Origin of the sequence: Acinetobacter sp. YH01022 (genome assembly GCF_013420235.1) — a bacterium.
Taxonomy (GTDB): Bacteria; Pseudomonadota; Gammaproteobacteria; order Pseudomonadales; family Moraxellaceae; genus Acinetobacter.
In genome coordinates, this window is record NZ_VOYP01000001.1 from 1 (window position 1) to 25,763 (window position 25,763).

Genomic DNA, 25,763 nt, shown 5'->3' on the forward strand with positions numbered 1-25,763 from the left:
AGCAACATCCAGTGCTTGAATCCAAAGGTATTCTAAAAGATGAAACCATTCAGCTGAATAGCGCACATGCCCTAAAAAGAAAAGCCCCAGTGTTAAGAAGAATTGAATATAGAGATCAGCAAAGTGGAAAGCACTTTAGCTTTCTCAGCAATAACTTTCATTTAGCCGCCTCCACCATTGCGGCGATTTATAAAGATCGTTGGAAAGTTGAGCTGTTCTTTAAGGCGATTAAGCAGAATCTCAAATTAAAAGCGTTTCTAGGCCGCAGCAGGAACGCAATTCAGACACAAATCTGGATTGCGATGATCGCCTATTTATTGGTGAGTTTCGCTCAACATTTAGGGAAAACAGGTTGGACAGTTCAACGTTTACTCAGAATAATTCAAGTGAATTTGTTTGAAAGAAGAACTTTAAAAGCTTTATTTTCACCCGATAAAATACCCATAAAACAAGAGGAAGCTCAAATGAGCTTCCTCTTGTGAAAAATTGTGGGACAGCAATGGCGAATATGCCCCTTTCATGTCATTTCAGGACTTATTTTTGTAACAGGACTCAGGTATATTGGCAAAAAAATAAACGGTAGTCCCTACTATGCTTCCAGCTATCAAAATGCCGATAAAATTTGAATGTCGCTCTTGCCAAACGGTTTACATGCAGAAATATAGCGCAGATGCTATTTTGACGTCTTACCCTAAATGTCCACATTGTCAGCAACCCGGTCAACTTCAGGGCACGATTGAAATGCAGGATCTATTCAAACATCCTATTATTATGGCTAACTACTATTGGAAAGATACATTACAACGCTTTCAACGCTCATAATTGAGCAAATGTCCTTATACTATAAAGCTTGAACACTAAAAATACAGCGCATTTAAATGCGCTGTATTTTTAATTGCAATTCTTGCATTGCCAGCAATATTATCTTCAGCTTTATCAACAAGAAAATCATCACTATTCTGCCCGCCCTGTCTGCCATCAAAATGGCTTATTATTGGGTTTGGCAGAAAAGGAAGATTTTCTGCAACATCCTTTCATTTTTGTATCGAGCTATATCAGACAGACATTGCATAGGCTAAGCAAATAACACTGGCCAAACCTAAAGCAAGACCGCATGCAGTTGCAGGTTTTAATTTTTCTTTAAACAGAATTAAGCCACTTAAAGCTCCCAGCAGCACCACAAGAATGTTCATGCCTGCAAACACAATTGCAGGTGTGTCTTTTAATAATATGTGTGCCTTGACATACAGGGCTATATTGGCAAAATTTAAAACTCCCAGCCCCAATCCAGCCAGAATATTTCGACTACTGCCTGCTGTTTTCGTGGTCATGCCAATATAAGCCAACGACAAGATGAAGGCACAGATAAACATCAAGTTTAGTGCTACAGCAAACTGCACTCCCAAGCCAGTGGTGTACTTGAGCAATACATCAATCAGCGCATAGCCACACCAGACCAATGCCAGATAAAGCAAGCCTTGCTTTGAAAATGGCTGCCCTTGCGCTGCTGCTTGATGTGAAAATAAAATACTGAGTACGGCGGAAATCCCTAATCCGATTCCGATTATTTTTAAGGTATTAAACTGTTCCTGAAAAATAAAGAATGCTGCCAACAGAGACAAAACCACCGATAAACGCTGGGCAATTTCCGTTTTGATAATACCGGCATATTGCAGTGATTTCGCCAAGCACAGGAAAATACTCGGTAGTAATACACCCAGCGCCACAATCAGCCACCACGGCGTATCGATAACTGATATGTGCTGTAAATCGGGCTTAAACCATAAAAAACAGAGTACACTTGCAGAGGCATAGTTCCAGACAATCATCTGCAAGGCATCAAAACCATTAGCCTTGCATAATTTAAACAACATTGAGATGACGACACTACAGCATGCTGCAGCCAATATAAGTTCCATCTTTTGCCTTATTTTCCCTATTTATCATGCTTTAGGAATGAGATACAGAAAAGCCCACAATAGATGTGGGCTTTTGATTATAGATAATCTTTAACGATTATTTATAACGATTCACCATTTTCTCTAAAGAAATTGGACGAATCTTGTCTGCATGACCTGCAGTACCAAATGCTGTATAACGATCTACACAAATTTGTTTCATTGCAACAATAGTTTCTGCAAAGAATTTACGTGGATCGAATTCGCTTGGTTTTTCCGCCATCATGCGGCGCATTGCACCAGTCGATGCCAAACGCAAGTCCGTGTCGATATTGATTTTACGAACACCGTGTTTGATTGCTTCAACCAGTTGTTCAACAGGCACACCATAAGTTTCCTTGATGTCGCCGCCAAATTCATTGATTACAGCCAACCATTCTTGAGGTACAGAACTTGAACCGTGCATGACAAGATGGGTATTTGGTAATGCCGCATGAATTTCTTTAATACGGTCAATTGCCAAGATGTCGCCTGTAGGTGGACGCGTGAATTTGTATGCACCATGTGAAGTACCTACGGCAATCGCCAAGGCATCTACATCGGTATCAGCAACAAACGAACGTGCTTCTTCAACTGAAGTAAGCAGTTGAGAATGGTCAAGCACACCTTCTGCACCTACGCCATCTTCTTCACCCGCCATACCTGTTTCAAGGCTACCCAGGCAACCAATTTCACCTTCAACTGAAACGCCACAGGCATGTGCCATTTGAACAGTACGGCGAGTCACGTCTACGTTGTATTCATATGAAGTTGGTGTTTTACCATCTTCACCCAAAGAACCATCCATCATTACTGATGAGAAGCCCAACTGGATAGAACGCTGACATACGTCAGGGCTGGTACCGTGGTCTTGATGCATTACCACTGGAATGTGTGGCCATTCTTCAATTGCAGCTAAAATCAGGTGACGTAAGAATGGAGCACCTGCATATTTACGAGCACCCGCAGATGCCTGCACAATGACAGGTGAATTTGTTTCGTCTGCGGCCAACATAATTGCACGCATTTGTTCTAAGTTGTTTACATTGAACGCTGGTACGCCGTAGTTGTGTTCTGCAGCGTGATCCAAGAGCTGGCGCATCGAGATTAGAGCCATAATATCCTCCCAGGTGATGCGCCATATTCTACATGCTGAATCATTTCAATTCAGCAACAAAACACACTATTTCAAAAAAAATCCCTGCTTATGCAGGGACTTTTAAATAAAAAACTACAAACTTATTGAGCAGTTGCTGTAGAGGCAGCATCATCTGTAGCGGCAGTCGCTTCATCTGCTGGTGCATTTGCCACTTCAGCAGGTACATCAGTATTTTTTTCATCCAGGACAGGCTTATCCAGTGCATCAATCGCTTTTTGCTGTTCTGGAGTCGTTTGCTCCTCTACTGCTGCTGAAGCGGCAGTTTCAGTTTTAGGTGCTTCATCTTTCTTGGCACAGGCAGTCAAAGCCAAAGGTAAAATCACAAGTGCTGCAAGTGTTAATTTCAGGTTCATCACATTTTCCTACGACAGGAGATTTAATGACCGGAATTTTATTGCAGATATATTGCATTTTTATGACCAAAAAATGAATCACTCAAATGAAAAGGCATGAAAAAAGGCTGACCGAAGTCAACCTTTGATACTTTTAAAAGAATGTATTAAGCGCGTTCTAAAAGCACAGCAACCGCTGGAAGGGTTTTGCCCTCAACAAATTCAAGGAATGCACCACCACCCGTAGAGATATAACCGATCTTGTCTGCAACGTCGTATTTATCAATCGCAGCTAAAGTATCGCCACCACCTGCAATAGAGAAACCATCAGATTCTGCAATTGCTAAAGAGAGTGCTTTCGTACCTTCACCGAACTGATCTACTTCAAATACGCCAACAGGACCATTCCAGAGAATCGTTTTTGATGTTTTCAGGATTTCAGCAAATGCTTTCGCAGTTTCTGGACCCACATCCAAAATCATGTCGTTGTCTGCAACATCTTCCACTTTTTTTACTACAGCTTTAGCCGCAGCCAATGAACCGAGGAAATCATCAAAGTTAATTTCAGCAGCATCTGCAACCACAACGTCAGTTGGAAGCGGTACAGAAACTTTTGCTGCGATCGCTTTTGCAGTATCGATCAAATCATTTTCGCAAAGTGATTTACCCACGTTGTAACCAGCCGCAGCCAGGAAGGTATTGGCAATACCGCCACCTACGATAATTTGATCGCAAATATCTGAAAGTGAAGTGAGTACATCAAGCTTAGTTGATACTTTAGAACCCGCAACAATCGCAACCATTGGTTTTTCAGGGGTTTTAAGTGCACGACCCAAAGCATCCAATTCTGCTGCAAGTAAAGGACCCGCAGCCGCTACTTTTGCAAAACGCGCCACGCCTTCAGTTGACGCTTCTGCACGGTGTGCAGTACCAAATGCATCCATCACAAATACATCGCAAAGCGCAGCATATTTTTGTGCAAGTTCAGGGTTGTTTTTCTTTTCCCCAACATTGAAACGGCAGTTTTCAAGAAGTACCACTTGACCAGCTGCAACTTCAACACCATCTAAATAATCAGTGAAAAGTTTGACTTCCTGGCCCAAAGCTTCAGTTAAGTACGCTGCAACTGGCGCCAAAGATTGTTCAGGTTTTGGCTCACCTTCAACTGGACGACCAAGGTGTGAATAAACCATGACTGCTGCACCTTTTTCCAAAGCCGCTTTAATGGTTGGCAATGCTGCGCGTAAACGTGCATCACTGGTAATTACACCGTTTTTAACAGGAACGTTTAAATCTTCACGAATTAGTACACGCTTACCTGCCAAATCCAGGTCAGTCATACGCTGAAAGTTCATGTATAGCTCACTTTATAGATATAAAAAACGCCCCGATTTTAAATGATTATGTAGAAAAAGGTTAGCATCTTTTGCAGAAAAGCTGTCGAAAGGCAAAGTTTTGATTATTATAGTCAAAAGCCACATCATGATTTAGAGCTTATGTCTATTCACCCAGATCCAAATATCAATCGTTTAAATGTTTTAGGCGAACCCTTGGCAAGCTGTTGCTACTCTCCTATTACCGGTTATTTTCGTAACGGCTTTTGTCATACGGCGACCACAGATCTAGGTCAGCATACGATGTGTGCACAAATGACCGCTGAGTTTCTTAATTTTTCGCAAAAAGTAGGTAATGACCTGATCACACCTCTTCCAGAAGTCGATTTCCCAGGTCTAGAACCGGGTGATTTCTGGTGCATTTGTGTAACCCGTTGGGTTGAAGCATATCAGGCTGGTATTGCTCCGCCTATTAAAATACAAGCTTGCCATCAAGCTGTGCTCTCATATGTTCCGCTTGATGTGCTCATGGAATATGCAGTGTAATGAATACTCCCAACATTATTTTGGCTTCAAGCAGTCAAACCCGTAAAGAGCTGATGAATCGTCTCCGTATCGACTATCAGAGCTTGGTACCAGATATCGATGAATCCCCACGGGGCGAAGACCATGCAGATGAACTGGCGAAACGGCTGGCTTTTGAAAAGGCCAACGTTATTGCCGAACAATATCCCGATGCTATTGTGATTGGTTCCGATCAGGTGGCGTGGCGTGAAGGGGCACCCGATATTTTTATTGGCAAACCGTTAACTGTGGAAAAAGCCATCAAACAGTTACAGGCCAATTCGGACAAAATCGTTTATTTCAGTACCGCCCTCAGCGTACAGCAAAAATCGACGGGATTTGAACAGACTCTGGTTGAACATTATAAAGTGAAATTCCGCAAACTGGGTTTGTCCGAAATTGAACGTTATATTGAAGTCGATCAACCTTTAATGTGTGCAGGCAGTTTTAAGTGTGAAAGTCTCGGCATTAGTCTGTTTGAACAGATGACCGGGCAAGATCAAACCACTTTGATGGGTATGCCGATGATTCAGCTTTGTCATATCCTGCGTCAGTTGAATGTGTTAGTACCCTAGCTCAAATTCTGCTTAAGCCAATCCTTCCATGTTGAATGGTTGGCTTATTTGAGGGTTCCACCCTCCTTGTTCAAGCTTTTCCTGTCCATGATTCATGGCTAGCATTGCGCTATTATCAATTTCAAAACTTCCCACACTACTTCACTCCCATAACGCAGACTAAGGAATCTCCCCCAACTGATTTACAACTTGCTCTCACCTGCAACTCCATAGACAATAAGCATAAATTTATAGGTGCTTTATCTTATGTCCCAGCCTCTAGACGTGCTTGGCGGAATTACCGCCGAACAATTCCTTGCCGAATACTGGCAAAAAAAACCATTACTGGTTCGTAACGCTCTCCCTGAAATTGCAGGCCTTTTAGAACCTCATGATGTTATGGAACTGGCGCTAGATGAAAATGTCACTGCCCGCTTAATCAAGCAAAAAGATAAAGACCCAAATCAATGGTCAGTGAAGTCTTCACCTTTGATTAAAGCAGACTTTCAGAAGATGCCTAAGCTTTGGACTCTACTGGTTCAGGCCGTAGACCATTATTCATTTGATCTCGCTGAACTGTGGAAGAAATTTCCCTTCATTCCGCTGTGGCGTCGTGATGACATCATGGTGTCTTATGCGCCTAAAGGTGGATCTGTCGGCAAGCACTTCGATTTTTATGACGTGTTCCTGGTACAAGGTTATGGTCATCGCCGCTGGCAATTGGGACAAATGTGTGATGCAGATACTGACTTCGTTGCAGGACAACCTTTAAAATTACTTCCTGACATGGACGTGAATTTTGATGAGGTGCTTGCTCCCGGTGATCTACTATATGTACCGCCTGGTTTATCACACTACGGCGTAGCGGAAGATGACTGCCTGACTTTTTCTTTCGGTTTCCGCATGCCGAACGTGGCAGAAATGATGGATCGCGTCAGTGACAAATTCGCAGACGATCAGTTGCTTAAAAATCCATTAAAAGACATTCTGCGTGACAAGATCAGCCCGATTGGTCAAATTACCCAAAATGAGCTGGAGTATTTAAAAACTGAACTTTTGGCACAATTGCAAAATCCAGCTGTACTTGAGGATGCCCTGATGAGCCTGATGTCAGAAGCGAAATATCCGGAAAATATTCCAGAGGCGGAAGCCATTGGTACAGGTGATCTGGAAGAAGCTTTGGATCAGGGCTATTCACTCATGCTCGAGCCGGCATCTCGCCTGCTTTATACTGAAGCTGAAGGTGAGTTGCTATTTTGGGCAAATGGTGAAGGCATTTGTATCTCCGAAGTTTTTGCCCCAATTTTAAAACAATTGGCTGACGGCGGTTCGGTATTACTCGATGACAATTTATATGATCCAGATATTCTCGAAGACATTGTGAATTTGCTCAATGAATCTATTCTGATGCTGTTGCCTGCAGAAGATGAAGAATAAATAAAGCTACAAAATGGGGAAAATAATATTTTCCCCATTTTTATATTTTAAAAAATTTATATTTATTTCTTCTCAAGATCAGCAGAAAAAATAATTCACTCATTTTAATTTCTTCCAATTTTATAAAATGATGAAATAGCAACCGACATTTAAAAAGCAAAAAAAATTTAATTGCTTATTTCAGCTGAACAATCGCCTGAATGATGGTGCAACCCGGTTCAGAAGATAATTTAAACTCGCCGCCCATACGCTCCAAACGCATTTTCATACTGCGCATGCCAATACTTAATCCCTGTTGCACTACACTATCTGCATCAAAACCGACACCGTCATCTTCTATACTCAAAATAAACTGGTTTTCTCGAATATAGACCATCGCTATTTTTACCTGCCTGGCCTGACTATGTTTAATAATATTGATCAGGCTTTCTTCCAGTACCCGAATCAAGGTGAGACACTGTAAAGCACTCGGCACGGCTTGCCATTCCTGCGGAAAAATCCATTTAGAACGAATATCCAGTTCATCCATAAGCTGACTAAAACGATGCCTAACGGGTGCCACCCACAGTATGGGATTAACTGGAATTTTATTATCTGCAGATGAACCACTATCGATAATTTGCCTAAGGTCATCTCTTAGTAATTTAAGCATCGATAAAAATTGCTTGTTGGAAATATCATGCGTACTTTGATCCACTAAAATCATCGAGCGAACCAATGATGCGCCCAAACCATCATGTAAATCATGGGATAAATTGATTCTTTCTTGTAGCTTGACATTTTTAAGCTCTAATTGATGTTTTTCATTCAAACTGGAGCTTAAATCATTACTGACCTGCTGAACTTTCATTTCTAGCTGGGCATTAAATGTTTCAATTTTTTTAACATTACGTGCCAATCTTGAACCTAATATAATTACCATAAAAAAGGTGATAATCGGTCCGGTATAGGGAGATAATGGTCGAACATCCTTTACAACCACCTCTCCCGATAATAATAAAAGGTCGAATATCATAAAAATGACAATAGCGCTTAGGCAAATGGCTAAAAAGATATAATCTGTTCTTTTAGATTGAATTGCGTAATAACAGGCATATAGATAACCGATAATAAACAGTCCAACATAGATTAAAAATATCAGCGCAAAAACCCAATAAGCTGACTGCTGCGGGGTTAGAAAAATACCTGCAATAATCAGTCCCGTAATTCCCCAAACAACTGTCTCAACTTTAATAAAGCGCTTTTGGATAAACCTGAATGAATAAATACAGAAACTTACAACATAAAGAATAAAAAAAGCCAAATTGGCCTGTGCTGCAATTAGTGTATTTGGATAGGGAAATGTTTCTGTAGTCAACATATTGGAAATAAATAGCACCCATAACAAGGAACTTAAGGCAAACCATCCAAAAGTAGTTTCTTTTCGCCGCGATAACCAGATAACAAAACAGATCACCCCAAACGTAATGGATAAAATAAGATTAATTTGAAATAAAGTTCTGCGATTCCATATCTGACTTTGATATGACTCGTAATTGTTTTGTACATTATTAAAAGCAATCTGACCAATACCCGAAGACTGGAAAGCAAAGCCATTCACATAAATTAAAATTTCATTTTCGCCGCTGTTTAATCCCGATATTGGTAAAATCCAGTAACGCGGCATATTCCAGCTTTTTGACAGTGGTTCTTGTAAATGCTTATCTCTCCAGAGTAAATCACCATTCAAAAAGACTGCGCCGGCAGAATTAATATAATCAATTGAAAAAGCAATCGGCTCGGCAAGTCTAGCCTGATTCTGACAGGACCAGCTCCATTGAATTTTGTACCACGCTGCTCCGTTATAATTTTTCCAGCGTTTTTGCCACTGATCGGGTAAATTTACAGACTCCCAGCCCTGTCGGGGTAAAACTGTGACTGAACTGGTTTTGACAGTATCAATAGAATGAATGTGTACTGCACATTGTGCATTAATATTTTCAATTATTTCGGCAGAACTGACTTGACTCAGCAGGCTAAGAACAAGAATAAAAAAATAATGCACAATCAATGACTTCATAGAATCCCTAAGGATCTTGCTGCACTCACGGCCTTTGTTCTTTTGGTCACCGACAATTTACGGTATATGTGCTTGATATGACTTTCAACAGTATATTTAGAAACAAACAATTGTTCAGCGATTTCCCGGTTACTCATTCCTTGAGCGACCAGATTTAGAATCTCAGTTTCCCGGCTGGTTAACAGCTCCATATCTGCATCTATGATTTTCTGATCAGCTACTGCCGGTATAACCGCAGCTGATATCTGTTTCAAAATTTCTTGAGCAATAAAAGGGTCTATCGGCGCACCGCCACGTAAAATGCTACGAATGGATAACTTAACTTCAACATCATCACGTTCTTTCAGAACATAACCTGTCGCGCCTGCCTTGATTGCTGAAAATAAACTTTCCTGAGTACTCCAAGCCGATATCACCAAGATCATGGCATTGCTATCCTGTGCATGAAGCTTTTCAATCAGCTCTATGCCGTTACCGTCAGGCAGTCCCAAATCAACCAAAGCCAAAGAAACAGGTTGCTGCTCTATTTCTACAAAAGCCTGTTGCAAGTTTTTAGCAAAAATCAGCATATCTTTGCTATAGCCCAGTTCTGCCAATATCTTTTTTAATCGTTCTTGAATCAGCCCTTCATCTTCAACAATTAAAACTGGAACGGGTAAAATCGTTGCTAATTCTGACACACAGCACCCCCTATTATAACCGCCTACTATAGCGAAAAATACAAGCTAAACAATATCCCTAAAATCAGGTAATTTAATAACTTTTATATTAATAAACGATCAATTTTATTTACTATTACATTGTAATCAGCCAGTGTTAAGACCATAAAATACAAATTTTAAAGTTTCAATCGATGATTTAGCCATCAGTTATCCATTCAATATTCTGACTATCATACCAGGGTATAACTTACTTTAGTTTTTGCTTAAATTAATCAGATATAGGCCAAAAAAAACCGCTGTTTTAGCAGTTTCTTACTTCGGATGAGATTAGTGACCATATTGCTGGTTTAAGTATTTCACAATCTGTGCAGACTCAAACATTTTCACTCCGGTATTTGGATCAATTAAATAAGGAACCTGAATATCTCGCCCCATAATTTCAACGGTCTTTTCACGTTTACCACCCGCTAAGGGTTGATATTTTCCAGGTTTTAAACGCAATATTGCCGGCCCCATATCCTGCCAGCGCTCTTTAGCCACGTTATGATAAATATAAGGTAGCTCAAGCTCAGTTAACATTGCTCGTACCACACGGGTAAAAGGACTGGCTTCAAAACCCCATAACTCCAAAAGTTGCTCTGGTGCTGCACGATCTTTAATTTTCCGGTTAATCCAGACGCCGCATGCACCATTCACGATGGTGCCAGCTAAAGCCACGACAGGGATTTTGGGATAATGGGCAAATTTTTTCGGTGTGGTTCCCGTTCGGCCATAATGTTTAAATAAATGATTAATAATGGCTTGTGATTCATATATTTCTGTACCGGTATTTTCATCTACGAAAAATGGAAACTGTTTTTTTCCACCTTTTTCTTTGACAATTTTCCGGTATTTCTGGCCACCCTTAGGGCAAGGATAAACCTCATAATCCAGATTTAACAAGGTTAAAACCTCACGCACACGGCGACAAAATGGCGAACCCTCAAACTCATAAAGTTTCAGTGATTTTTCAGGCTGCTTGGGAAAAGCTGTACCGCTCACACCTCGTCCGCCTTCAGTCAAAGATGAAGCCAGCGCTTGTATCACTTTAATTTGATGATTCACCATTTTTATCCTTGTATCTCTGTCTTTATAAATCGACTAATTTTTCTTTTGCCACCACAATGCCGTTGTTATCGGCATAGATATAATCGCCAGAACTGACGCTTACACCACCAAAATACAAAGTTAAATCCACTTCGCCTATGCCTTTGCGATTACTTTTTTGCGGAATTGCAGCCAACGCATGTACACCCAGGTCCAGTTCGGCAATCGCATCGACATCACGTACACACCCGTAAATAATTACCCCATTCCAGTGATTTTTCACCGCTGATTCAGCAATCATATCGCCCATCAAGGCACAGCGCATAGATGCTCCACCATCCACCACAAGCACTTTACCAGTACCATCGGTTGCGAGCAGTTCTTTGACACGTGAATTATCTTCAAAACACTTTACAGTGACTGCCTGACCACCAAAACTTTTACGTGCACCATAGCTTTTAAAGAATTTTCCATCCATTGATGGGGTGACCACCTGAATTTCTTTTTCTGGATTGTCATCAAGTAAGTCACAGGTTACGAATGCTGGATTAGACACTTTTTATTTCCCTCGTTTGAAATTTTGTATGCGTAAATTATCATAAATTTCAAACTTTTCAGTCTGAGTTTGTGCAGCCTCGACCATAGTATGAGCTACTTGTACTGCTGTCACGGGCTTATATTTAAATGTATCAGGAACCCAATGCGAGAATTTTTGATACAATTTTTGCGCCATATCTTCTAAGGTGCGTTGTTCTGGTCGTTCACCGATTAATAGTGATGGGCGCAGAACAGATACATATTCCAGATTTAAGCCTTGGATATGCTGTTCCAGTTCACCTTTGACTTTATTGTAAAAAATTCTGGATTGTGCGTTTGCGCCCATGGTACTAATTAATAAATAGTGGGTCTGGGTCGATTCAAATAAATCAGCAAAATGTGCATTGATTTCATAATCAATATTATAAAAATTCTGTTTTGAACCGGCTTTTTTTAGTGTCGTGCCTAAACAGCTGAAGGCATGACTATAACCATTTACATCTTCATCGTTCAGTAACAGAAAATCCTGCAAGATAAATTGTTGTACTTTTTCCAGACTTTTAATCTGCTGATCTTCATGCCGAACCACAGCCGTTATTTTCTCACAGCTTTCAAGCTCATTGAGCTGTTTCAGCAATTCACGTCCCACTAGACCTGTTGCACCAATCACAATTACACTTTTAATTGATTTAGTCATTTTTTAATCGATCTCTATAGGTTTTACTAACGTAACAGTTTTTTTATACTTTTTATGCATCTAAAATGTTGCTGAATCAAGTCAAGACTTGACTTAACGCCATAGTTTAATCACAATATGGCACTTGTTTACGGGCTGGTGATAATTCTTCTGATGAAGGTTTTCAGTTGTAATTTCAGCCCGCCCAGACCAATCTAATTCAAGGAGTGCACGAGTGGCAAACTCTGCTCAAGCTAAAAAACGTGCTCGTCAAAACGTTAAAGCACGTAAACACAACGCAAGCTTACGTTCTATGGTTCGTACTTATCTTAAACGTACAGTAGCTGCAATCGCTGCTGGTGATTATGCTGCTGCTACAGAAGCATACAAAACTGCGGTTCCTGTAATTGACCGTATGGCTGATAAAGGTATCATCCATAAAAACAAAGCTGCTCGTCATAAGAGCCGTTTAAATGCACAAGTTAAAGCTTTAGCTAACTAAGTTGTTGCATTAAAAAAAGCCCTTTTAGGGCTTTTTTTACGTCTATAAAAAATTATTAGGTCTAAAAATAGCACCTTATAAAAACATAAGGCACTTCAAAACTTTTATTAAAAATTGTTTTTTAGGGTTACTTTATTCAGAAAGTAGTATCAAGATGACATTTTTTAAGAGCAATACTGTTTTATTTTATTTTTTCCAGGTTCTGAAACTCGCGAATCGACAACTCGTTCACTTGACCACGCCAAATCCATTTCAGTTTGGATTCTAAAAACACATCACCTTCAAACCAGACAAACAGGCCTTCCATCATTTTTGGCCAGTCTTCATGGCTAACGGTATTACGCCCAGAAATCACCGCAATAATGGCTGCCAAAATAGTATCGTGACTTACAGCCAGACTTAAACCAAAATGATCTTGCGGATGAGTGTTATAAATCAGCTCCAGCACATCGACTACACCAGTAATCGGATGTTTCATTCCAGGCAAGGCATTATTGACAAAACTGTTAATAAAACCCAAAGCACCTTGTTTCTGAAAATAAGGCCCCGCCTGTTTAATATCAAGCACAAAACTTCCCGGCTCAACCAGTAAACCTTGCTGGACAATTTCAATATGATGGGTATTTTGTACCAGCGTACTCGAATCGGCACCCTGTATCATTAAAGCAGCAGTATCGACACAGCGTTGAATCGGACTTGAAATACAGTGCTGGATGCTACGATCCGTATTATCAATTAAATAGTTACCCCATGCCTGGGCAAGCTCACGGCCTTGTTCAGTTAACTGCAAATCATAGCCTGCCAAACCCTGCCCTGTAACGACCTCGCGAATAGAATGGCGGGTAAACAGAGTGACAGGTGTTTTAGCATCAGGCAATAAATCAATCGCCTTCAGCATACTTATAGGGAGTAAATCTAACGCCATGAAGCAGCCAAAATTAAACATGGGTACATAGCATACTATAGCATGTTAATGCATCAGCTCAATGTATGTTCGCCATAAGTCCTAGGGCCTGGAATGCCAAATTTTTCATCTCGATATTACGAAATGCGATAAAACCACCATTCAGTAAACTCTCGCGCTGATTATATACAAAGGGTCTGCCTTTAAAATCTACCAGCCCGCCACCGATGCGTTCAATCAGGCATTGCCCTGCACTGGTATCCCACTCACTGGTCGGATGAAAGCGTGGGTAAATATCCACTTTACCTTCCAGCATCATGCAGAACTTATAGGCACTGCCCGCCCTAAACTCTACAATATCCACCTGCTGTTTCAGGATGTCCAGATATTCAGCATATTTAGGTTTGTTCTGACTACTTTGACTTAAACCGACCTGAACAGTTTCAGATGGCAGATCATCAACATATTGCAGCCATTGCCCCGTTGCAATTTCTAATTTTAAAGGCAGGCCATGTTTGGGACAAAAATATATCGTTTGTTCACCAGGGATGGCTAATACAGCGAAGGTGGTATGCACCCCCTCAACCAGACTCAAATTAATGGTAAATTCAGGACGTTTATGCAGAAATTCCTTGGTACCATCCAAAGGGTCAAGCAACCAGAATTTTTGCCATTGCTCACGCTCGGTATATTCACCTTCTTCAGACAACAACGAGATGTTCGGAAAAATTTTGTGTAATGCGGTCGTGATAAACTCATTAACCCGATAATCTGCCTGGGTTACGGGTGATTGATCATTTTTGTGCTCAACATCAAAAGTTTCACCTGCACAATAGGCTTGATATTCTGCTCGCAAAATTTCACATGCCTGTGTCACAATGGGAACTAACTGTAAAATCAGAGCATCTTGCGGTGCCGTAGTTGCATTAAACATAGATTACCTTCATATGCCGAATTCCTCAGAAAAACCCACCATCATCTTTGACATGGATGGTACGCTTCTCGATCTTGCTTATGATGATTTCATCTGGAATCATCAACTCCCTATTTGCTATGCAGAAAAGCATAACTGTACACTCGAACAAAGTACCCAAGCGCTATTTCAGTTTTACCAGCAATACAATCATACCTTAAATTGGTATTCCACACGCTTCTGGAGTGCAAAAGTAGGGGTTGATACATTGGCGCTGCAACAGGAATTTCAACACAAGGTAACTTTACGTCCAGGATGTATTGAACTGCTGGAATATCTTAAAGCTCATGGCTATGCCTGCTGGATTGCAACCAATGCCGATTGTGAAGGCCTGAAATTCAAACTTGAACAGACCCGGATTGCACATTACTTTGATGTCATAATCAGTAGTGAAGTGATTGGTTACGCCAAAGAAAACATCGAATTTTGGCAGAAACTCCATTCACTGCACCCCTTTCAGGTCGAACATACCTATTTTATTGATGACACTGAAAAAGTACTCAAAGGTGCAGAAAAATTTGGTATCCAGCATTTAATTACCATTGCCCAGCCCTCATCTCAAAAAGAAGTTAGGACCGAAAGTTCCTATCCCATTTTACAAGAGCTGACCGATTTAATGGTGATTTTAAAACAAGCTGAGGATCTGAAAAAATATGCCTAATTCTTCTCAACAGAACAATGTTGAAAGTATGCGTGTTGACAAATGGTTGTGGGCAGCACGTTTTTTTAAAACACGTTCAATATCCAAAGCTGCCATTGAAGGCGGTAAAGTTCATCATAACGGTGAACGGGTTAAAGTTTCCAAAGAAGTTCGTGTCGGTATGGAACTCACCATCCAGCAGGGTTTTGACCGTAAAACCGTTGTCATCAAGGCCTTATCCGCCGTTCGCGGTGCAGCACCGATTGCCCAGCAACTTTATGAAGAAACCGAAGTGAGTGTTGCAAGACGAGAGTTGATTGCCACCCAAAGAAAGTTGCATAATCTAGCCCGACCTGAACATCGGCCGAGTAAAAAAGATCGAAGACAAATCAGTAAATTCAAACAAGATAATGATCAGCAGTTCGATCAGCACTGGTCATATCATGATTAGAAGCTGTTGATATTTAAGCGTCACATTCTGTCGCATTCGACTGAATTGATATAGTACATAAGGAATGAATCTGTCACTATACTTGGGTGGAACACGTTTGAAAGCAACACATCCACTTAAGTGAATATTTTTGTGACATCGTTTTGAGGTTGTGAGATGGATGATAATAAAAGCAAGGCGCTGAATGCTGCCCTAAGCCAAATTGAAAAACAGTTTGGTAAAAATACAGTAATGCGCCTTGGTGATAATACTGTACAGGCCGTTGAAGCGGTCTCTACAGGCTCTTTAACCCTGGATATTGCTCTGGGTATTGGTGGTTTACCTAAAGGTCGTATCGTTGAAATTTACGGCCCTGAATCTTCAGGTAAAACCACCATGACTTTGCAAGCCATTGCAGAATGTCAAAAAGCGGGCGGTACATGTGCCTTCATTGATGCCGAACATGCTCTTGATCCGCAATATGCCCGCAAGTTAGGCGTAGACATCGACAATCTTTTGGTGTCACAACCGGACAATGGTGAACAGGCACTTGAAATTGCCGACATGCTGGTACGTTCTGGCGCCATTGACCTGATCGTGGTCGACTCCGTTGCAGCTCTAACCCCACGTGCGGAAATTGAAGGTGAAATGGGCGACTCGCACATGGGTCTGCAAGCCCGTTTAATGAGCCAGGCACTCCGTAAAATTACCGGTAATGCAAAACGCTCTAACTGTATGGTGATCTTCATTAACCAGATCCGTATGAAGATTGGCGTGATGTTTGGTAGCCCTGAAACCACAACGGGTGGTAATGCGCTTAAATTCTACGCTTCCGTACGCCTGGATATCCGCCGTATCGGTCAGGTGAAAGAAGGTGATGAAATCATCGGTTCGGAAACCCGCGTAAAAGTCGTGAAGAACAAGATGGCGCCTCCATTTAAAGAAGCGGTATTCCAGATTCTGTATGGTAAAGGTGTCAACCATTTAGGCGAATTGATTGACCTCGCCGTACAGCAAGAGATCATCCAAAAAGCTGGCGCATGGTATTCTTATCAGGGCGATAAAATTGGCCAAGGTAAAAACAACGTGATTCGCCATCTGGAAGAAAATCCACAAATTGCAGTGGAAGTGGAAAAACTGATTCGTGAACAGCTTCTCACCACAGGTACAACACCGGTAGAAGACAAGGATGAAGCTGAACCAGACTTTTTAGATGCTTAATTTCCAGCATAATAAAAGTTAAACTGTAAAACGCCCTACGGGGCGTTTTATATTTGATGTGATATAGACCCTTATGAGCAATCCCAAATTTCCTAATATGCTGGATTACGCAGCACTCAAGCAACAATTTGATGAGCCGCCTGGAGAATTGTCGACCTGTTCGATTCCGCCTAAAGAATCCGATGCTTTACACTTTGAAACTGACACCCAGCCCAAGCCTCAAGGCTTGACGGGCACACGCTTACGTTCCTACGCTTTTGCAGTATTGACACGTAAGGAATACTCAAAAGCGGATCTGATCGAGAAACTTGCACTTTATGCCGTGGATCGTGATGAAGTGCTAAAACTGGTGGATGAACTGGCGAGTGAAAATTATCAGAGTGATCAACGTGTAGCTGAAATGATGCTGTCAAGCCAGAAACGTAAAGGTAAAGGTCCAAACCGCATCAAGATGGCATTAAAATCAAAAAAAATTGATAGCAGTCTAATTCAAGATGAATTAAAAGAAACAGACTGGAATGAACAAGCCTATCAACTGAAAGTAAAAAAATTCGGTCTTGATGTCGAAAAAGAGCCAAAACTGAAAGCCAAACAAATACGCTTTTTGATGTATCGTGGATTTGAAATGGATGCGATTATGAAAGCGATTAGCCGAAGAGCAGAAGAAATATAAATAGCGGGAAGAAATAAAAATTATTATAAAACTGGTGGCAACCCTACCAGCAAGCCTTCGGCACATCATATTTCCACTACCGTTGCTACCTTCCGGTCCTGGCGGGGTTCGTGGAGTACAATTGCGAAGTAACCGGCAGGGCTACCATTGCAAGAACAGAGTATAGAGATTTTTAACTAACTTGCAAGTATTCCAAGCTGTTTTCCCGCAACATTACTTTTATTTGATTATTAAAAAAACAATATTGATTAAAAACAGCATTTTTGGATATTTTTTATCAGCACAATCAATTACTTTAAAACTATGACAAGATTGTAAACACATATTGCATTTCACGGGCCGGACGTTTTTAATGTCGTCATGTCTTTTAAATGGTCACACTTTAAAACCTCAGGTTTAGAAAGTACCAAAGAATACAAAATGGATGTTTTTTATGATGCTCAAACAGCATGCTTTATGTGTACTCACCTTGTTGGGTTCCACTTCACTTTATGCCAATGTCCCGATTGAATCACGCGGCTTGAGTCAAAATAACAGTATTGACCTCAGTGCTAACAATGTTGCCATTAATTCAGGTGCAACTGTTGCCAATGTGCCAACCAACCTAAATTGGCAAATCATACAAAAAAACCAGCAATTAGAAAATGACATTCGTGCATTACGCGGCAAAATTGAAGAACAGGACAACGAAATTGAAAAACTTAAACATGAACTGACCAATCGCTATACTGACCTAGACCAACGTCTGGAACTTCTGCAACAGAAAGTAGACCCAGAAAGTGCAGCTCCAGAGGAGGATAACCAACAGGATACTTCTCCCAGCAGCTCAAACAGCCAAGCCACAGTAGCATCTCATACATCCGCTAAAGAAGTGGCTCCAGCAACAGCCAAGCAAGCAGTTCCCGCCAATGCTCAGCCCTCTTCAACTGAACTTGATAAAGCAGCCTATACTGTAGCGCTGGATGCTTATAAACAAGGCGGTGCAAAAAAAGCCATTGCTCCTATGCAAAACTTTATCAAGAACAATCCCAATAGTATCTACATTAGTAATGCCTATTTCTGGCTGGCTGAATTTAATCTGGCCGTGGAACCGACCAATTATGCAGAAGCTAAAAAGAACTATAATATCGTGGTCAATCAATACCCCAATTCTGCCAAGGCATCACGTTCCCTATATCAACTCTACAATATAGCCAAAGATGTCGATCACAATATGACTCTCGCCAACCAGTTAAAAATAAAACTACAAAAAAATTATCCCAAATCTGAAGAAGCTGGATATCTGAAGAAATAAAAGACAAAAAAAGACACCTTAATAGGTGTCTTTTTTATAGCAGTATATTCGATTAACGAACAATACCACGCTTGGATTGCTCTAATGAATCAATCAATAACTGTACTTCAGGAGCTTCAGGCAACAGGTCGGTACGAATCTGCTGTATGGCCTGCTCAGTGGTTAAAGCTTCTTTATAAATCAATTTAAAGGCTTGACGTAAGGCCTGGATCACATCTTTAGACCAACCCTTACGACGCATACCTTCAACATTCATGGCAAAGGCATGCGCTGGATTACCTGAAACCATAACATAAGCAGGTACATCTTTTAAGATTAACGAAGCACCACCGATCATGCTGTAAGAATCAATTTTGCAGAATTGATGAATACCTGAGTTTCCACCCACAACCACATAATCGCCAACCTGAACATGTCCGGCAACACCAACATTATTGGCAAAAATATTATGATCGCCCACCACACAGTCATGTGCAATATGTGTATTGACCATCAATAAATTATGACTACCGATTTTGGTAAGACCTTGATCTTGAACCGTACCACGATGCAAGCTGCAATGCTCACGAATAGAGTTATGATCACCAATTTCAAGCCAGGTCTCTTCGCCAGCATATTTTAAATCCTGACAAACTTCACCCACACTCGCGAACTGGAATATTTCGTTGTTTTTCCCAATACGAGTATAACCACCAACCACTACATGTGCATGTAGCTTGGTGCCCTCACCAATGGTGACCTGTGGCCCAATAATACAATAAGGGCCAATTTGTACATCTGCAGCAATGACTGCAGATGAGTCTATAATGGCGGTTGGGTGAATTAAATCGTTATTACTCATGCCTGCTCTATTTTCTGATGCGAAACCGTAATTTCCGCGGTTGTTGCTACAACGCCATCCACTGTGGCGATACAATTATATTTGTAAATTCCACGTTTGTGCATAACCAATTCTGATTTTAATACCAATTGGTCACCAGCAACGACCTGTTTTTTAAAACGGACTTTTTCAACACCCGCAAAAAGGAACAATGATCCTGGACCAGGTTTTTCATTATTCATGATAAAACCAAGTATACCAGAGACTTGAGCTAATGCCTCAACAATCAAAACGCCTGGCATAATCGGGTAGCCCGGGAAGTGCCCCTGTAAAAACTCTTCATTGATTGAAACATTCTTATAGCCCACAATGCCATTGTCAGTCACATCTACAATGCGATCGACCAATAAGAATGGATAGCGGTGAGGTAAATATTCACGAATTTGTTGAATGTGCATTGGCAATTCAGGTTTCGTAAATGCAGGAGTATTCGACTCAGTCATCATATCTATTTACGCTTAAAAGTTGATTCAAGGGACTCGATTTGAGCCTGTATATGATCAAGCCGTTTAAGTAACTGGGTCAATGGCACATCTGCTAATTGTTTAAAGCGTACTGCAGCCCGTTTCCAGTGCAAACTTTCCAGCATTGGTGTACCAGAAGAATAGCTCCCTGCCTCAGAAATACTTTTTGTGACCATTGACATACCGGTAATTGTGACATTGTCGGCAATATTAATGTGACCTACCACCCCCACTGCTCCAGCCAGTACACAGTTTTTGCCAATTGTTGTGCTACCTGCTATACCACATTTCGCAGCAAGTGCTGTATTTGCACCAATTTTTACGTTATGGGCAATTTGCACAAGGTTATCAATAATGACACCATCTTCCAGAATAGTATCATCGAGTGCACCACGGTCAATGCTGCAATTTGATCCAATTCTGACGTCATTTCCGATTTTAACTGAACCCAATTGTGCAATACGATGCCATTTACCTTGGTAAGGAGCAAAACCAAAGCCTTCTCCCCCAATCACGGTATTGGCATGAATACGGACACGATCCCCAATTTTTGTGTCACCCGTTAATGTGACATGTGAATCGATAAAGCATTGCTGACCAATTTCGACATCATCATCAATTTTAACGTGTGACTGAATGACGGTGTCATCACCCACCACACAATGCTCACCAATAACAACATAATGTCCAATATAGGCACTATCGGCAATTATGGCAGAAGGATGAATTTGTGCTGTACTTTCTATCCCCTGATGCCGATTTTTCTTTTCAAATACATGCGTCAGAATGGCAAAAGCCAGATAAGGATTATCGACTACAATAAAATTATTGTGTGTATCTAACTGATTTTTTAGAGAGGAAGTAACGATCAACGCACCCGCTTTTGAAGCGCGTGCCTGATCCAGATATTTATCAGCATTTACAAATGCAATATGTTTCGCTTGAGCTGCATCCAAGCTGGCCAATCCTTCTAATATTAAATCAGATTGACCTACGTACTCACCCTGTACCAGATGGGCAAGATCTTCTAAGCGAAATTGTCTAGGATTCATTGATTACTTAATAACGTTAACCTTTTGAATCATTTTATCAGTTAAATCATATTTAGAGTCATAAGCAAGTGCGGAATTTTTATTCAAAACAATATCCAAGTTATTTTCTTTACGTAATTGTTCTGCCACTTGCTTGACTCGAGCTCCTAAAGTTTTGTTCATCATCTGAATCGTAGACTGAACGGTTGACTGTACACTTTGCTGCAGCGTATTAAACTCTTTTAGCTGAGTCTGAAATTGCACAGACATTTTTTGCTTTTCAGCATCAGATAAATTAGGCGTTTGCTGAGCGCGTTGCTGTAGAGCTTCCAGTTCTTTAGCCAACTGTTCCAGTTTAGTGGTTTTCGGCTTAACTTTTTGCTGCAAAGAAACATTCTGCTCTTTTAAATAAGTGCTATTTTCTACCACTTTTTCCAGATCAACCACCCCATAACCAGCGGCATGTACCATCGACATACTCGCCAAACCAACAAAAACCAGGCTCATTAATATTTTCTTCATACACATATCCTCTTTAAACCCATTGAGGGTCGCACTTAGAAAGTACGACCAATCTCAAACTGGATATTTTTAGTCTTATCACCGTCTTTTTCATTTAACGGGTAAGCATAACTGAGAGATAACGGTCCAATCATGGTAATCCAGGTAAAACCAGCACCTACGCTATAACGCATATTTCCAGCATCAAAACCAAACTTATCATTACAAGCCTGTTTATCTGCTTCAGAAAAAAGAACATTACATTGTGTATCAAATACCTGTGCACCTTCAGCAAACAGTACTGGACGAACCTGACGCGTCCAATCGCCTTTAAACGGTAATGGTAAAGCCAGTTCGGTACCAAATTGCACCAAAGCATTACCGCCCACTTGTTCTGGATCTGGATCTGGATCACCTGTATTGCTATAGGTTACACCCGGATACTTTGGTCCCAAAGTACTGTTGTCATAGCCACGTACTGAACCAAAGCCACCAGCATAGAAGTTTTTATAGAATGGCAAGTCGTTACCATAACCCAACTTACCATAACCACGCAGTACAAAACCCTTACCTAAAGGCTGGAAGGCTTGCGCATCATAGGTGATTTTTTGATATTCCACATCACTACCTGGTAATGCAATTTCTGCGTTAACGCGATGTGACATACCATTGGTTGGGAATACTGGACGGTTTAACGTATTATATGACCAGCCCAAATTTAAATTATAAGTGAGGAAATCACCTTTGTATTCGACACCTAATGGCTGTGTCTCACTTGTACAAGCACCTGTTATAGGATCTGTTGCTAAACAATAAGTACGTGTCCCTGTTGTCTTACCGTCATTCGCCAATAAATAATCCCGTACATAAGTAGATACATACGGACCAGTAGTAACATCCGTCTGGTCAATATTTAAACCTGCACTCACACTCTGGTTTTCATCAATTGGATAACCGAAGTTGATACCACCACCAAAGCTGTCCGTTACATAGTTATTGACGTTATAGTTATTATCCAGCTTGGTTTTACGATAGTACATGTTATAACCGCGACGTACACCATCAATAGTGAAGTACGGATCGGTTACGCTTAAATTATAATAGTCTTGTGTTTCTGAACGTGACAAGTCAATTGATACCGCATTACCTGTACCCAGGAAGTTGGTTTGACTTAAACCGGCCTGGAAGGTCACACCACCACTTTGCGAGAACCCGACTGCCAGTGTACTGGTACCTGAATGCTGTTCCTCAACATTCACGTTCAGATCCACCTGGTCAGGTACATTCGGAATACGTGCCGGTTTAATCTCAACTGTTTTAAAGAAACCTGTACGTTCGAGACGAACTTTAGATAAATCAATTTTTTCATTGCTGGCTAATGCACCTTCCATCTGGCGCATTTCACGACGTAATACTTCATCGGCAGTTTTGGTATTACCGGTAAAATTAATACGACGTACAGTAACTTGCTGACCTGGATTAATATAATAATTTAAATCAACTAGTTTGGTTTCTTTATTAATTTCAGGAACGACATTCACTTCAGCATAGTAATAACCGGCATTACCATACTTACGCAGTAAAAGCTGCTTGACTGCATTGACTTTTTCTTGAGAATAAATCTCGCCATCTTTATAAATTTGCAGTGCTTTTAATTCTTCAGGTTTATAAAGTGCGTCACCCAAGAACTTGCTTTGACCGAATTTAAATTGCTCGCCTTCTTCTACCGCAACTTCGACAAAGATATTTTTTTTATCTTCACTCAAGTTCAAACTTGAGTTGGTGATATTGAAATTGATATAACCCTTGTTTAAATATAAAGCACGTAAAGCTTCAAGGCTGGCAGCCATCTTTTCACGTGCATAGCGATCGTTACGGGTAACAATCGAACTCCATGTACTTTCTTTAACAGCAAAAGCCTGCTTGATATCGCTTTCTTTAAAAACGGTATTGCCAATAATATTGATATCAACAACTTTAGCTGCCTTACCTTCAACAAAGTCAACGGTTAAATCAACACGGTTATTCGGTTTGGCAGTCGTGATTACCTTAACATCGGCATCATAACGACCTTGCTGCATATACTGCTGTTCAAGTTCAGTTTCAATGGTTTGCAAAGCAGATTTTTTCAAAACCTCGCCTTCTGCAATCCCCATTTTTTTCAGCCCTTCTTCCAGGGCTTCTTTGGGAATCAGTTTATTTCCCTTAAACTCAACCTTGGAAATAACCGGGCGTTCTACCACGCTAAAAACAAGCGTATCTGCTTGTTGAGATGCCTTGATATCATCAAACAGGCCAGTGGCATACAAGGCACGAATCGCATTTGCAATGGTCGCATCATTAACCCGATCGCCAGCATTGACAGGCAACACTCCATAAACATTTTCTGGCGTTAAGCGAACAAGTCCATCAATTTTGATATCGCGAACAATGAATTCATCTGCTGCATATACTTGTTGTACTGCTGCCATTGCACTAACGAGTGCCAAAGGCATAAATAAATGTGTGTGCTGCATGCCAGTCTTTTCCGATGTTAATTTATTACATATTTACGTTGTTATAAACGCATGAAGTCATTGAATAGTGCAAGGAGCATCATGCTACCGAGCAGTACCATACCAATTTTTAAACCAAACAATTGTATTTGTTCAGAAACAGGTTTACCACGAATTAGCTCAATAACATAGTAAACCAAGTGTCCACCATCAAGCATTGGTATAGGCAATAAATTTAAAATACCTAAACTCACGCTCATTAAGGCCATAAATGAGATAAAGGTTTGCCAACCCATTTCCGCACTTTGCCCTGCTACCTTGGCAATGGTGATCGGTCCAGATAAATTATCCAGCCCAATTAAACCACGAACCATCTTAACCATCGAGTTCAAAATCATACCTGAAATTTGGCCCGTTTTATCAATAGCCATCACCAGTGCTTCAGTCGGACTATATTGAATGGTTTGCTTATATTCTTCGGGAATGGTTATTTTTCCAGGGGTACTTTGTACACCAAGCATACCTGAAACATTACCCATGCTGTCACGCTTGGCTTGTGGCATCACCTGTAAATGTAGCAGTTGATTTTGACGTAATACATCTATTTTTAATAATTTTTCTGGAGAAGCCTGAACAACTTGAACAACATCGAACCAGTCATTCATTTTCACACCATCAATGGCCACAATTTTGTCGCCTTCTTTCATCCCCTGACGAATAGCTGCACCACCTTCACTCAGCTTGCTGACCACGGGAGCAATATATGGACGGTATGGCATAAAGCCCAAACTGTCCAATGCAGACTGGTCTTGATTTTTTAAGAAGTTCTGGATAGGCAAGTAAAAGGTTTGTAACTGACCGTGACGGTCTGCCTGAATTTCAATAGAACCGGTTTCACCAACACGATCCACCAAAGCAAAATTTAACTTTTCCCAAGTTGTGACTTGCGTTCCATCGACTGTTGTAATTTTGTCACCAACCTGCATTTGAGCTGTAGCTGCCGGGGTATTTGGCAACACTTTACCCACACGGGTGTTCAATTGTTCTTGCGATGGAATAAACAAAACCCAGAACAATAAGACGGCAAAAACCAGATTGATTAACGGCCCGGCAGCAACAATTGCGATCCGTTTCCAGGGATGCTGACGGTTGAATGCCTTAGGTAAATCCTCTTCAGCAACGCTGCCTTCCCGTTCATCCAGCATTTTGACATAGCCACCTAACGGTAATGCTGAAAGCTGATATTGAATGCCCGATTTTTTAGAGGTCCACTTGACTAAGGTCGGCCCAAAGCCAATCGAATAAACTAAAACTTTAACACCCAGTTTACGCGCAACAATATAATGTCCAAACTCATGAATCGCAATGAGCGGTCCAAGAAGTAAAATTGCTGCCACAATCATAAACAAGGCACTCAT

26 protein-coding genes, 1 other RNA gene and 1 pseudogene are annotated in these 25,763 nt (G+C 40.9%); 10 read left to right on the forward strand and 18 right to left on the reverse strand.

The genetic code is table 11. The features are described from left to right. A pseudogene (locus FTT87_RS00005) lies at window positions 1–482 on the forward strand (IS4-like element ISAbe18 family transposase); the annotation flags it as partial. Between the two features lie 573 nt (window positions 483–1,055). Here FTT87_RS00005 and FTT87_RS00010 read toward each other — a convergent pair. The 4 genes from FTT87_RS00010 to FTT87_RS00025 all read right to left on the reverse strand — a co-directional run bounded on the left by FTT87_RS00010 (window position 1,056) and on the right by FTT87_RS00025 (window position 4,783). Beyond that, window positions 1,056–1,919, reverse strand: a complete 864-nt coding sequence (locus tag FTT87_RS00010) for a DMT family transporter (RefSeq protein WP_180081289.1) — start codon at window positions 1,917–1,919, stop codon at window positions 1,056–1,058. Window positions 1,920–2,016: 97 nt separating this feature from the next. Beyond that, complete coding sequence (fba, locus tag FTT87_RS00015) at window positions 2,017–3,054, reverse strand: class II fructose-bisphosphate aldolase (RefSeq protein ID WP_086196371.1); 1,038 nt, start codon at window positions 3,052–3,054, stop codon at window positions 2,017–2,019. Between the two features lie 122 nt (window positions 3,055–3,176). Next, window positions 3,177–3,449, reverse strand: a complete 273-nt coding sequence (locus FTT87_RS00020; RefSeq protein ID WP_086196372.1) for a hypothetical protein — start codon at window positions 3,447–3,449, stop codon at window positions 3,177–3,179. 146 nt (window positions 3,450–3,595) lie between these two features. Further along, on the reverse strand, window positions 3,596–4,783 hold the full coding sequence (locus FTT87_RS00025; RefSeq protein ID WP_180043601.1) for a phosphoglycerate kinase: 1,188 nt from the start codon (window positions 4,781–4,783) through the stop codon (window positions 3,596–3,598). Between the two features lie 141 nt (window positions 4,784–4,924). On the opposite strand from FTT87_RS00025, the gene FTT87_RS00030 reads away from it, so the two are divergent. The 3 genes from FTT87_RS00030 to FTT87_RS00040 all read left to right on the forward strand — a co-directional run bounded on the left by FTT87_RS00030 (window position 4,925) and on the right by FTT87_RS00040 (window position 7,317). After that, window positions 4,925–5,308, forward strand: a complete 384-nt coding sequence (locus FTT87_RS00030; RefSeq protein ID WP_086196374.1) for a DUF2237 family protein — start codon at window positions 4,925–4,927, stop codon at window positions 5,306–5,308. Further along, window positions 5,308–5,901 (forward strand): nucleoside triphosphate pyrophosphatase, encoded by a 594-nt coding sequence (locus FTT87_RS00035; protein ID WP_180043599.1) that lies wholly within the window; start codon window positions 5,308–5,310, stop codon window positions 5,899–5,901. Before FTT87_RS00030 ends, FTT87_RS00035 begins: the two co-directional genes overlap by 1 nt. A gap of 246 nt (window positions 5,902–6,147) precedes the next feature. Then, complete coding sequence (locus tag FTT87_RS00040) at window positions 6,148–7,317, forward strand: cupin domain-containing protein (protein WP_180043597.1); 1,170 nt, start codon at window positions 6,148–6,150, stop codon at window positions 7,315–7,317. A gap of 175 nt (window positions 7,318–7,492) precedes the next feature. Here FTT87_RS00040 and FTT87_RS00045 read toward each other — a convergent pair whose 3' ends face one another. The 5 genes from FTT87_RS00045 to FTT87_RS00065 form a co-directional block, all read right to left on the reverse strand. Continuing rightward, window positions 7,493–9,376: an ATP-binding protein gene (locus FTT87_RS00045; RefSeq protein WP_180043595.1), complete on the reverse strand. Its 1,884-nt coding sequence runs from the start codon at window positions 9,374–9,376 to the stop codon at window positions 7,493–7,495. Further along, window positions 9,373–10,056 (reverse strand): response regulator transcription factor, encoded by a 684-nt coding sequence (locus tag FTT87_RS00050; protein WP_180081291.1) that lies wholly within the window; start codon window positions 10,054–10,056, stop codon window positions 9,373–9,375. Before FTT87_RS00050 ends, FTT87_RS00045 begins: the two co-directional genes overlap by 4 nt. A gap of 309 nt (window positions 10,057–10,365) precedes the next feature. Further along, on the reverse strand, window positions 10,366–11,145 hold the full coding sequence (locus FTT87_RS00055) for a glutathione S-transferase N-terminal domain-containing protein (RefSeq protein ID WP_180043593.1): 780 nt from the start codon (window positions 11,143–11,145) through the stop codon (window positions 10,366–10,368). Between the two features lie 22 nt (window positions 11,146–11,167). Further along, entirely contained in the window at window positions 11,168–11,680 is a 513-nt protein-coding gene (rraA, locus tag FTT87_RS00060; protein ID WP_086196380.1) for a ribonuclease E activity regulator RraA, read from the reverse strand. A gap of 3 nt (window positions 11,681–11,683) precedes the next feature. Next, window positions 11,684–12,358, reverse strand: a complete 675-nt coding sequence (locus FTT87_RS00065; protein WP_180043591.1) for an NAD(P)H-binding protein — start codon at window positions 12,356–12,358, stop codon at window positions 11,684–11,686. 214 nt (window positions 12,359–12,572) lie between these two features. Between FTT87_RS00065 and rpsT the strand changes: the two genes are divergently transcribed. Beyond that, window positions 12,573–12,839 carry a 30S ribosomal protein S20 gene (gene rpsT, locus FTT87_RS00070; RefSeq protein ID WP_039622003.1) on the forward strand — a complete coding sequence of 89 codons (267 nt, stop codon included), beginning with the start codon at window positions 12,573–12,575 and terminating at the stop codon, window positions 12,837–12,839. 181 nt (window positions 12,840–13,020) lie between these two features. Here rpsT and FTT87_RS00075 read toward each other — a convergent pair whose 3' ends face one another. Both FTT87_RS00075 and FTT87_RS00080 read right to left on the reverse strand, forming a co-directional pair. After that, window positions 13,021–13,764: a histidine phosphatase family protein gene (locus FTT87_RS00075; RefSeq protein WP_086196462.1), complete on the reverse strand. Its 744-nt coding sequence runs from the start codon at window positions 13,762–13,764 to the stop codon at window positions 13,021–13,023. A 58-nt stretch (window positions 13,765–13,822) separates the two neighbouring features. Further along, window positions 13,823–14,677, reverse strand: a complete 855-nt coding sequence (locus FTT87_RS00080; RefSeq protein WP_180043589.1) for a 3'(2'),5'-bisphosphate nucleotidase CysQ — start codon at window positions 14,675–14,677, stop codon at window positions 13,823–13,825. 13 nt (window positions 14,678–14,690) lie between these two features. On the opposite strand from FTT87_RS00080, the gene FTT87_RS00085 reads away from it, so the two are divergent. The 4 genes from FTT87_RS00085 to FTT87_RS00100 all read left to right on the forward strand — a co-directional run bounded on the left by FTT87_RS00085 (window position 14,691) and on the right by FTT87_RS00100 (window position 17,680). Then, window positions 14,691–15,377, forward strand: coding sequence for an HAD-IA family hydrolase (locus tag FTT87_RS00085; RefSeq protein WP_180174140.1), 687 nt, complete (start codon window positions 14,691–14,693; stop codon window positions 15,375–15,377). Beyond that, window positions 15,370–15,807 carry an RNA-binding S4 domain-containing protein gene (locus tag FTT87_RS00090; protein ID WP_180043585.1) on the forward strand — a complete coding sequence of 146 codons (438 nt, stop codon included), beginning with the start codon at window positions 15,370–15,372 and terminating at the stop codon, window positions 15,805–15,807. The genes FTT87_RS00085 and FTT87_RS00090 overlap by 8 nt, the downstream gene beginning before the upstream one ends. 156 nt (window positions 15,808–15,963) lie before the next feature. Then, window positions 15,964–17,007: a recombinase RecA gene (gene recA, locus FTT87_RS00095; protein WP_180043583.1), complete on the forward strand. Its 1,044-nt coding sequence runs from the start codon at window positions 15,964–15,966 to the stop codon at window positions 17,005–17,007. 73 nt (window positions 17,008–17,080) lie between these two features. Beyond that, on the forward strand, window positions 17,081–17,680 hold the full coding sequence (locus FTT87_RS00100) for a regulatory protein RecX (protein WP_180043581.1): 600 nt from the start codon (window positions 17,081–17,083) through the stop codon (window positions 17,678–17,680). A 41-nt stretch (window positions 17,681–17,721) separates the two neighbouring features. Here FTT87_RS00100 and ffs read toward each other — a convergent pair. Next, window positions 17,722–17,818, reverse strand: an RNA gene (gene ffs, locus FTT87_RS00105) — signal recognition particle sRNA small type. Window positions 17,819–18,113: 295 nt separating this feature from the next. Here ffs and FTT87_RS00110 point away from each other — a divergent pair. Beyond that, complete coding sequence (locus tag FTT87_RS00110; RefSeq protein ID WP_180081293.1) at window positions 18,114–18,974, forward strand: YbgF trimerization domain-containing protein; 861 nt, start codon at window positions 18,114–18,116, stop codon at window positions 18,972–18,974. 52 nt (window positions 18,975–19,026) lie between these two features. Here FTT87_RS00110 and lpxA read toward each other — a convergent pair whose 3' ends face one another. From lpxA to rseP, 6 genes are read right to left on the reverse strand one after another with little or no spacing between them, the layout of a single operon-like run. Then, the gene (gene lpxA, locus FTT87_RS00115; RefSeq protein ID WP_086196388.1) at window positions 19,027–19,815 is read right to left on the reverse strand and encodes an acyl-ACP--UDP-N-acetylglucosamine O-acyltransferase; all 789 of its coding nucleotides are present in this window, start codon (window positions 19,813–19,815) and stop codon (window positions 19,027–19,029) included. Beyond that, window positions 19,812–20,297, reverse strand: a complete 486-nt coding sequence (fabZ, locus tag FTT87_RS00120) for a 3-hydroxyacyl-ACP dehydratase FabZ (protein WP_171263214.1) — start codon at window positions 20,295–20,297, stop codon at window positions 19,812–19,814. The genes lpxA and fabZ overlap by 4 nt, the downstream gene beginning before the upstream one ends. 5 nt (window positions 20,298–20,302) lie before the next feature. Beyond that, a complete protein-coding gene (gene lpxD, locus FTT87_RS00125; protein WP_180081295.1) occupies window positions 20,303–21,370 on the reverse strand; it encodes a UDP-3-O-(3-hydroxymyristoyl)glucosamine N-acyltransferase in 1,068 nt (355 codons plus the stop codon). 3 nt (window positions 21,371–21,373) lie between these two features. Continuing rightward, the gene (locus FTT87_RS00130) at window positions 21,374–21,871 is read right to left on the reverse strand and encodes an OmpH family outer membrane protein (protein ID WP_180081297.1); all 498 of its coding nucleotides are present in this window, start codon (window positions 21,869–21,871) and stop codon (window positions 21,374–21,376) included. Window positions 21,872–21,906: 35 nt separating this feature from the next. Next, window positions 21,907–24,366 carry an outer membrane protein assembly factor BamA gene (gene bamA, locus FTT87_RS00135; protein WP_180081299.1) on the reverse strand — a complete coding sequence of 820 codons (2,460 nt, stop codon included), beginning with the start codon at window positions 24,364–24,366 and terminating at the stop codon, window positions 21,907–21,909. Window positions 24,367–24,407: 41 nt separating this feature from the next. Continuing rightward, window positions 24,408–25,763 (reverse strand): RIP metalloprotease RseP, encoded by a 1,356-nt coding sequence (gene rseP / locus FTT87_RS00140; RefSeq protein WP_180043570.1) that lies wholly within the window; start codon window positions 25,761–25,763, stop codon window positions 24,408–24,410.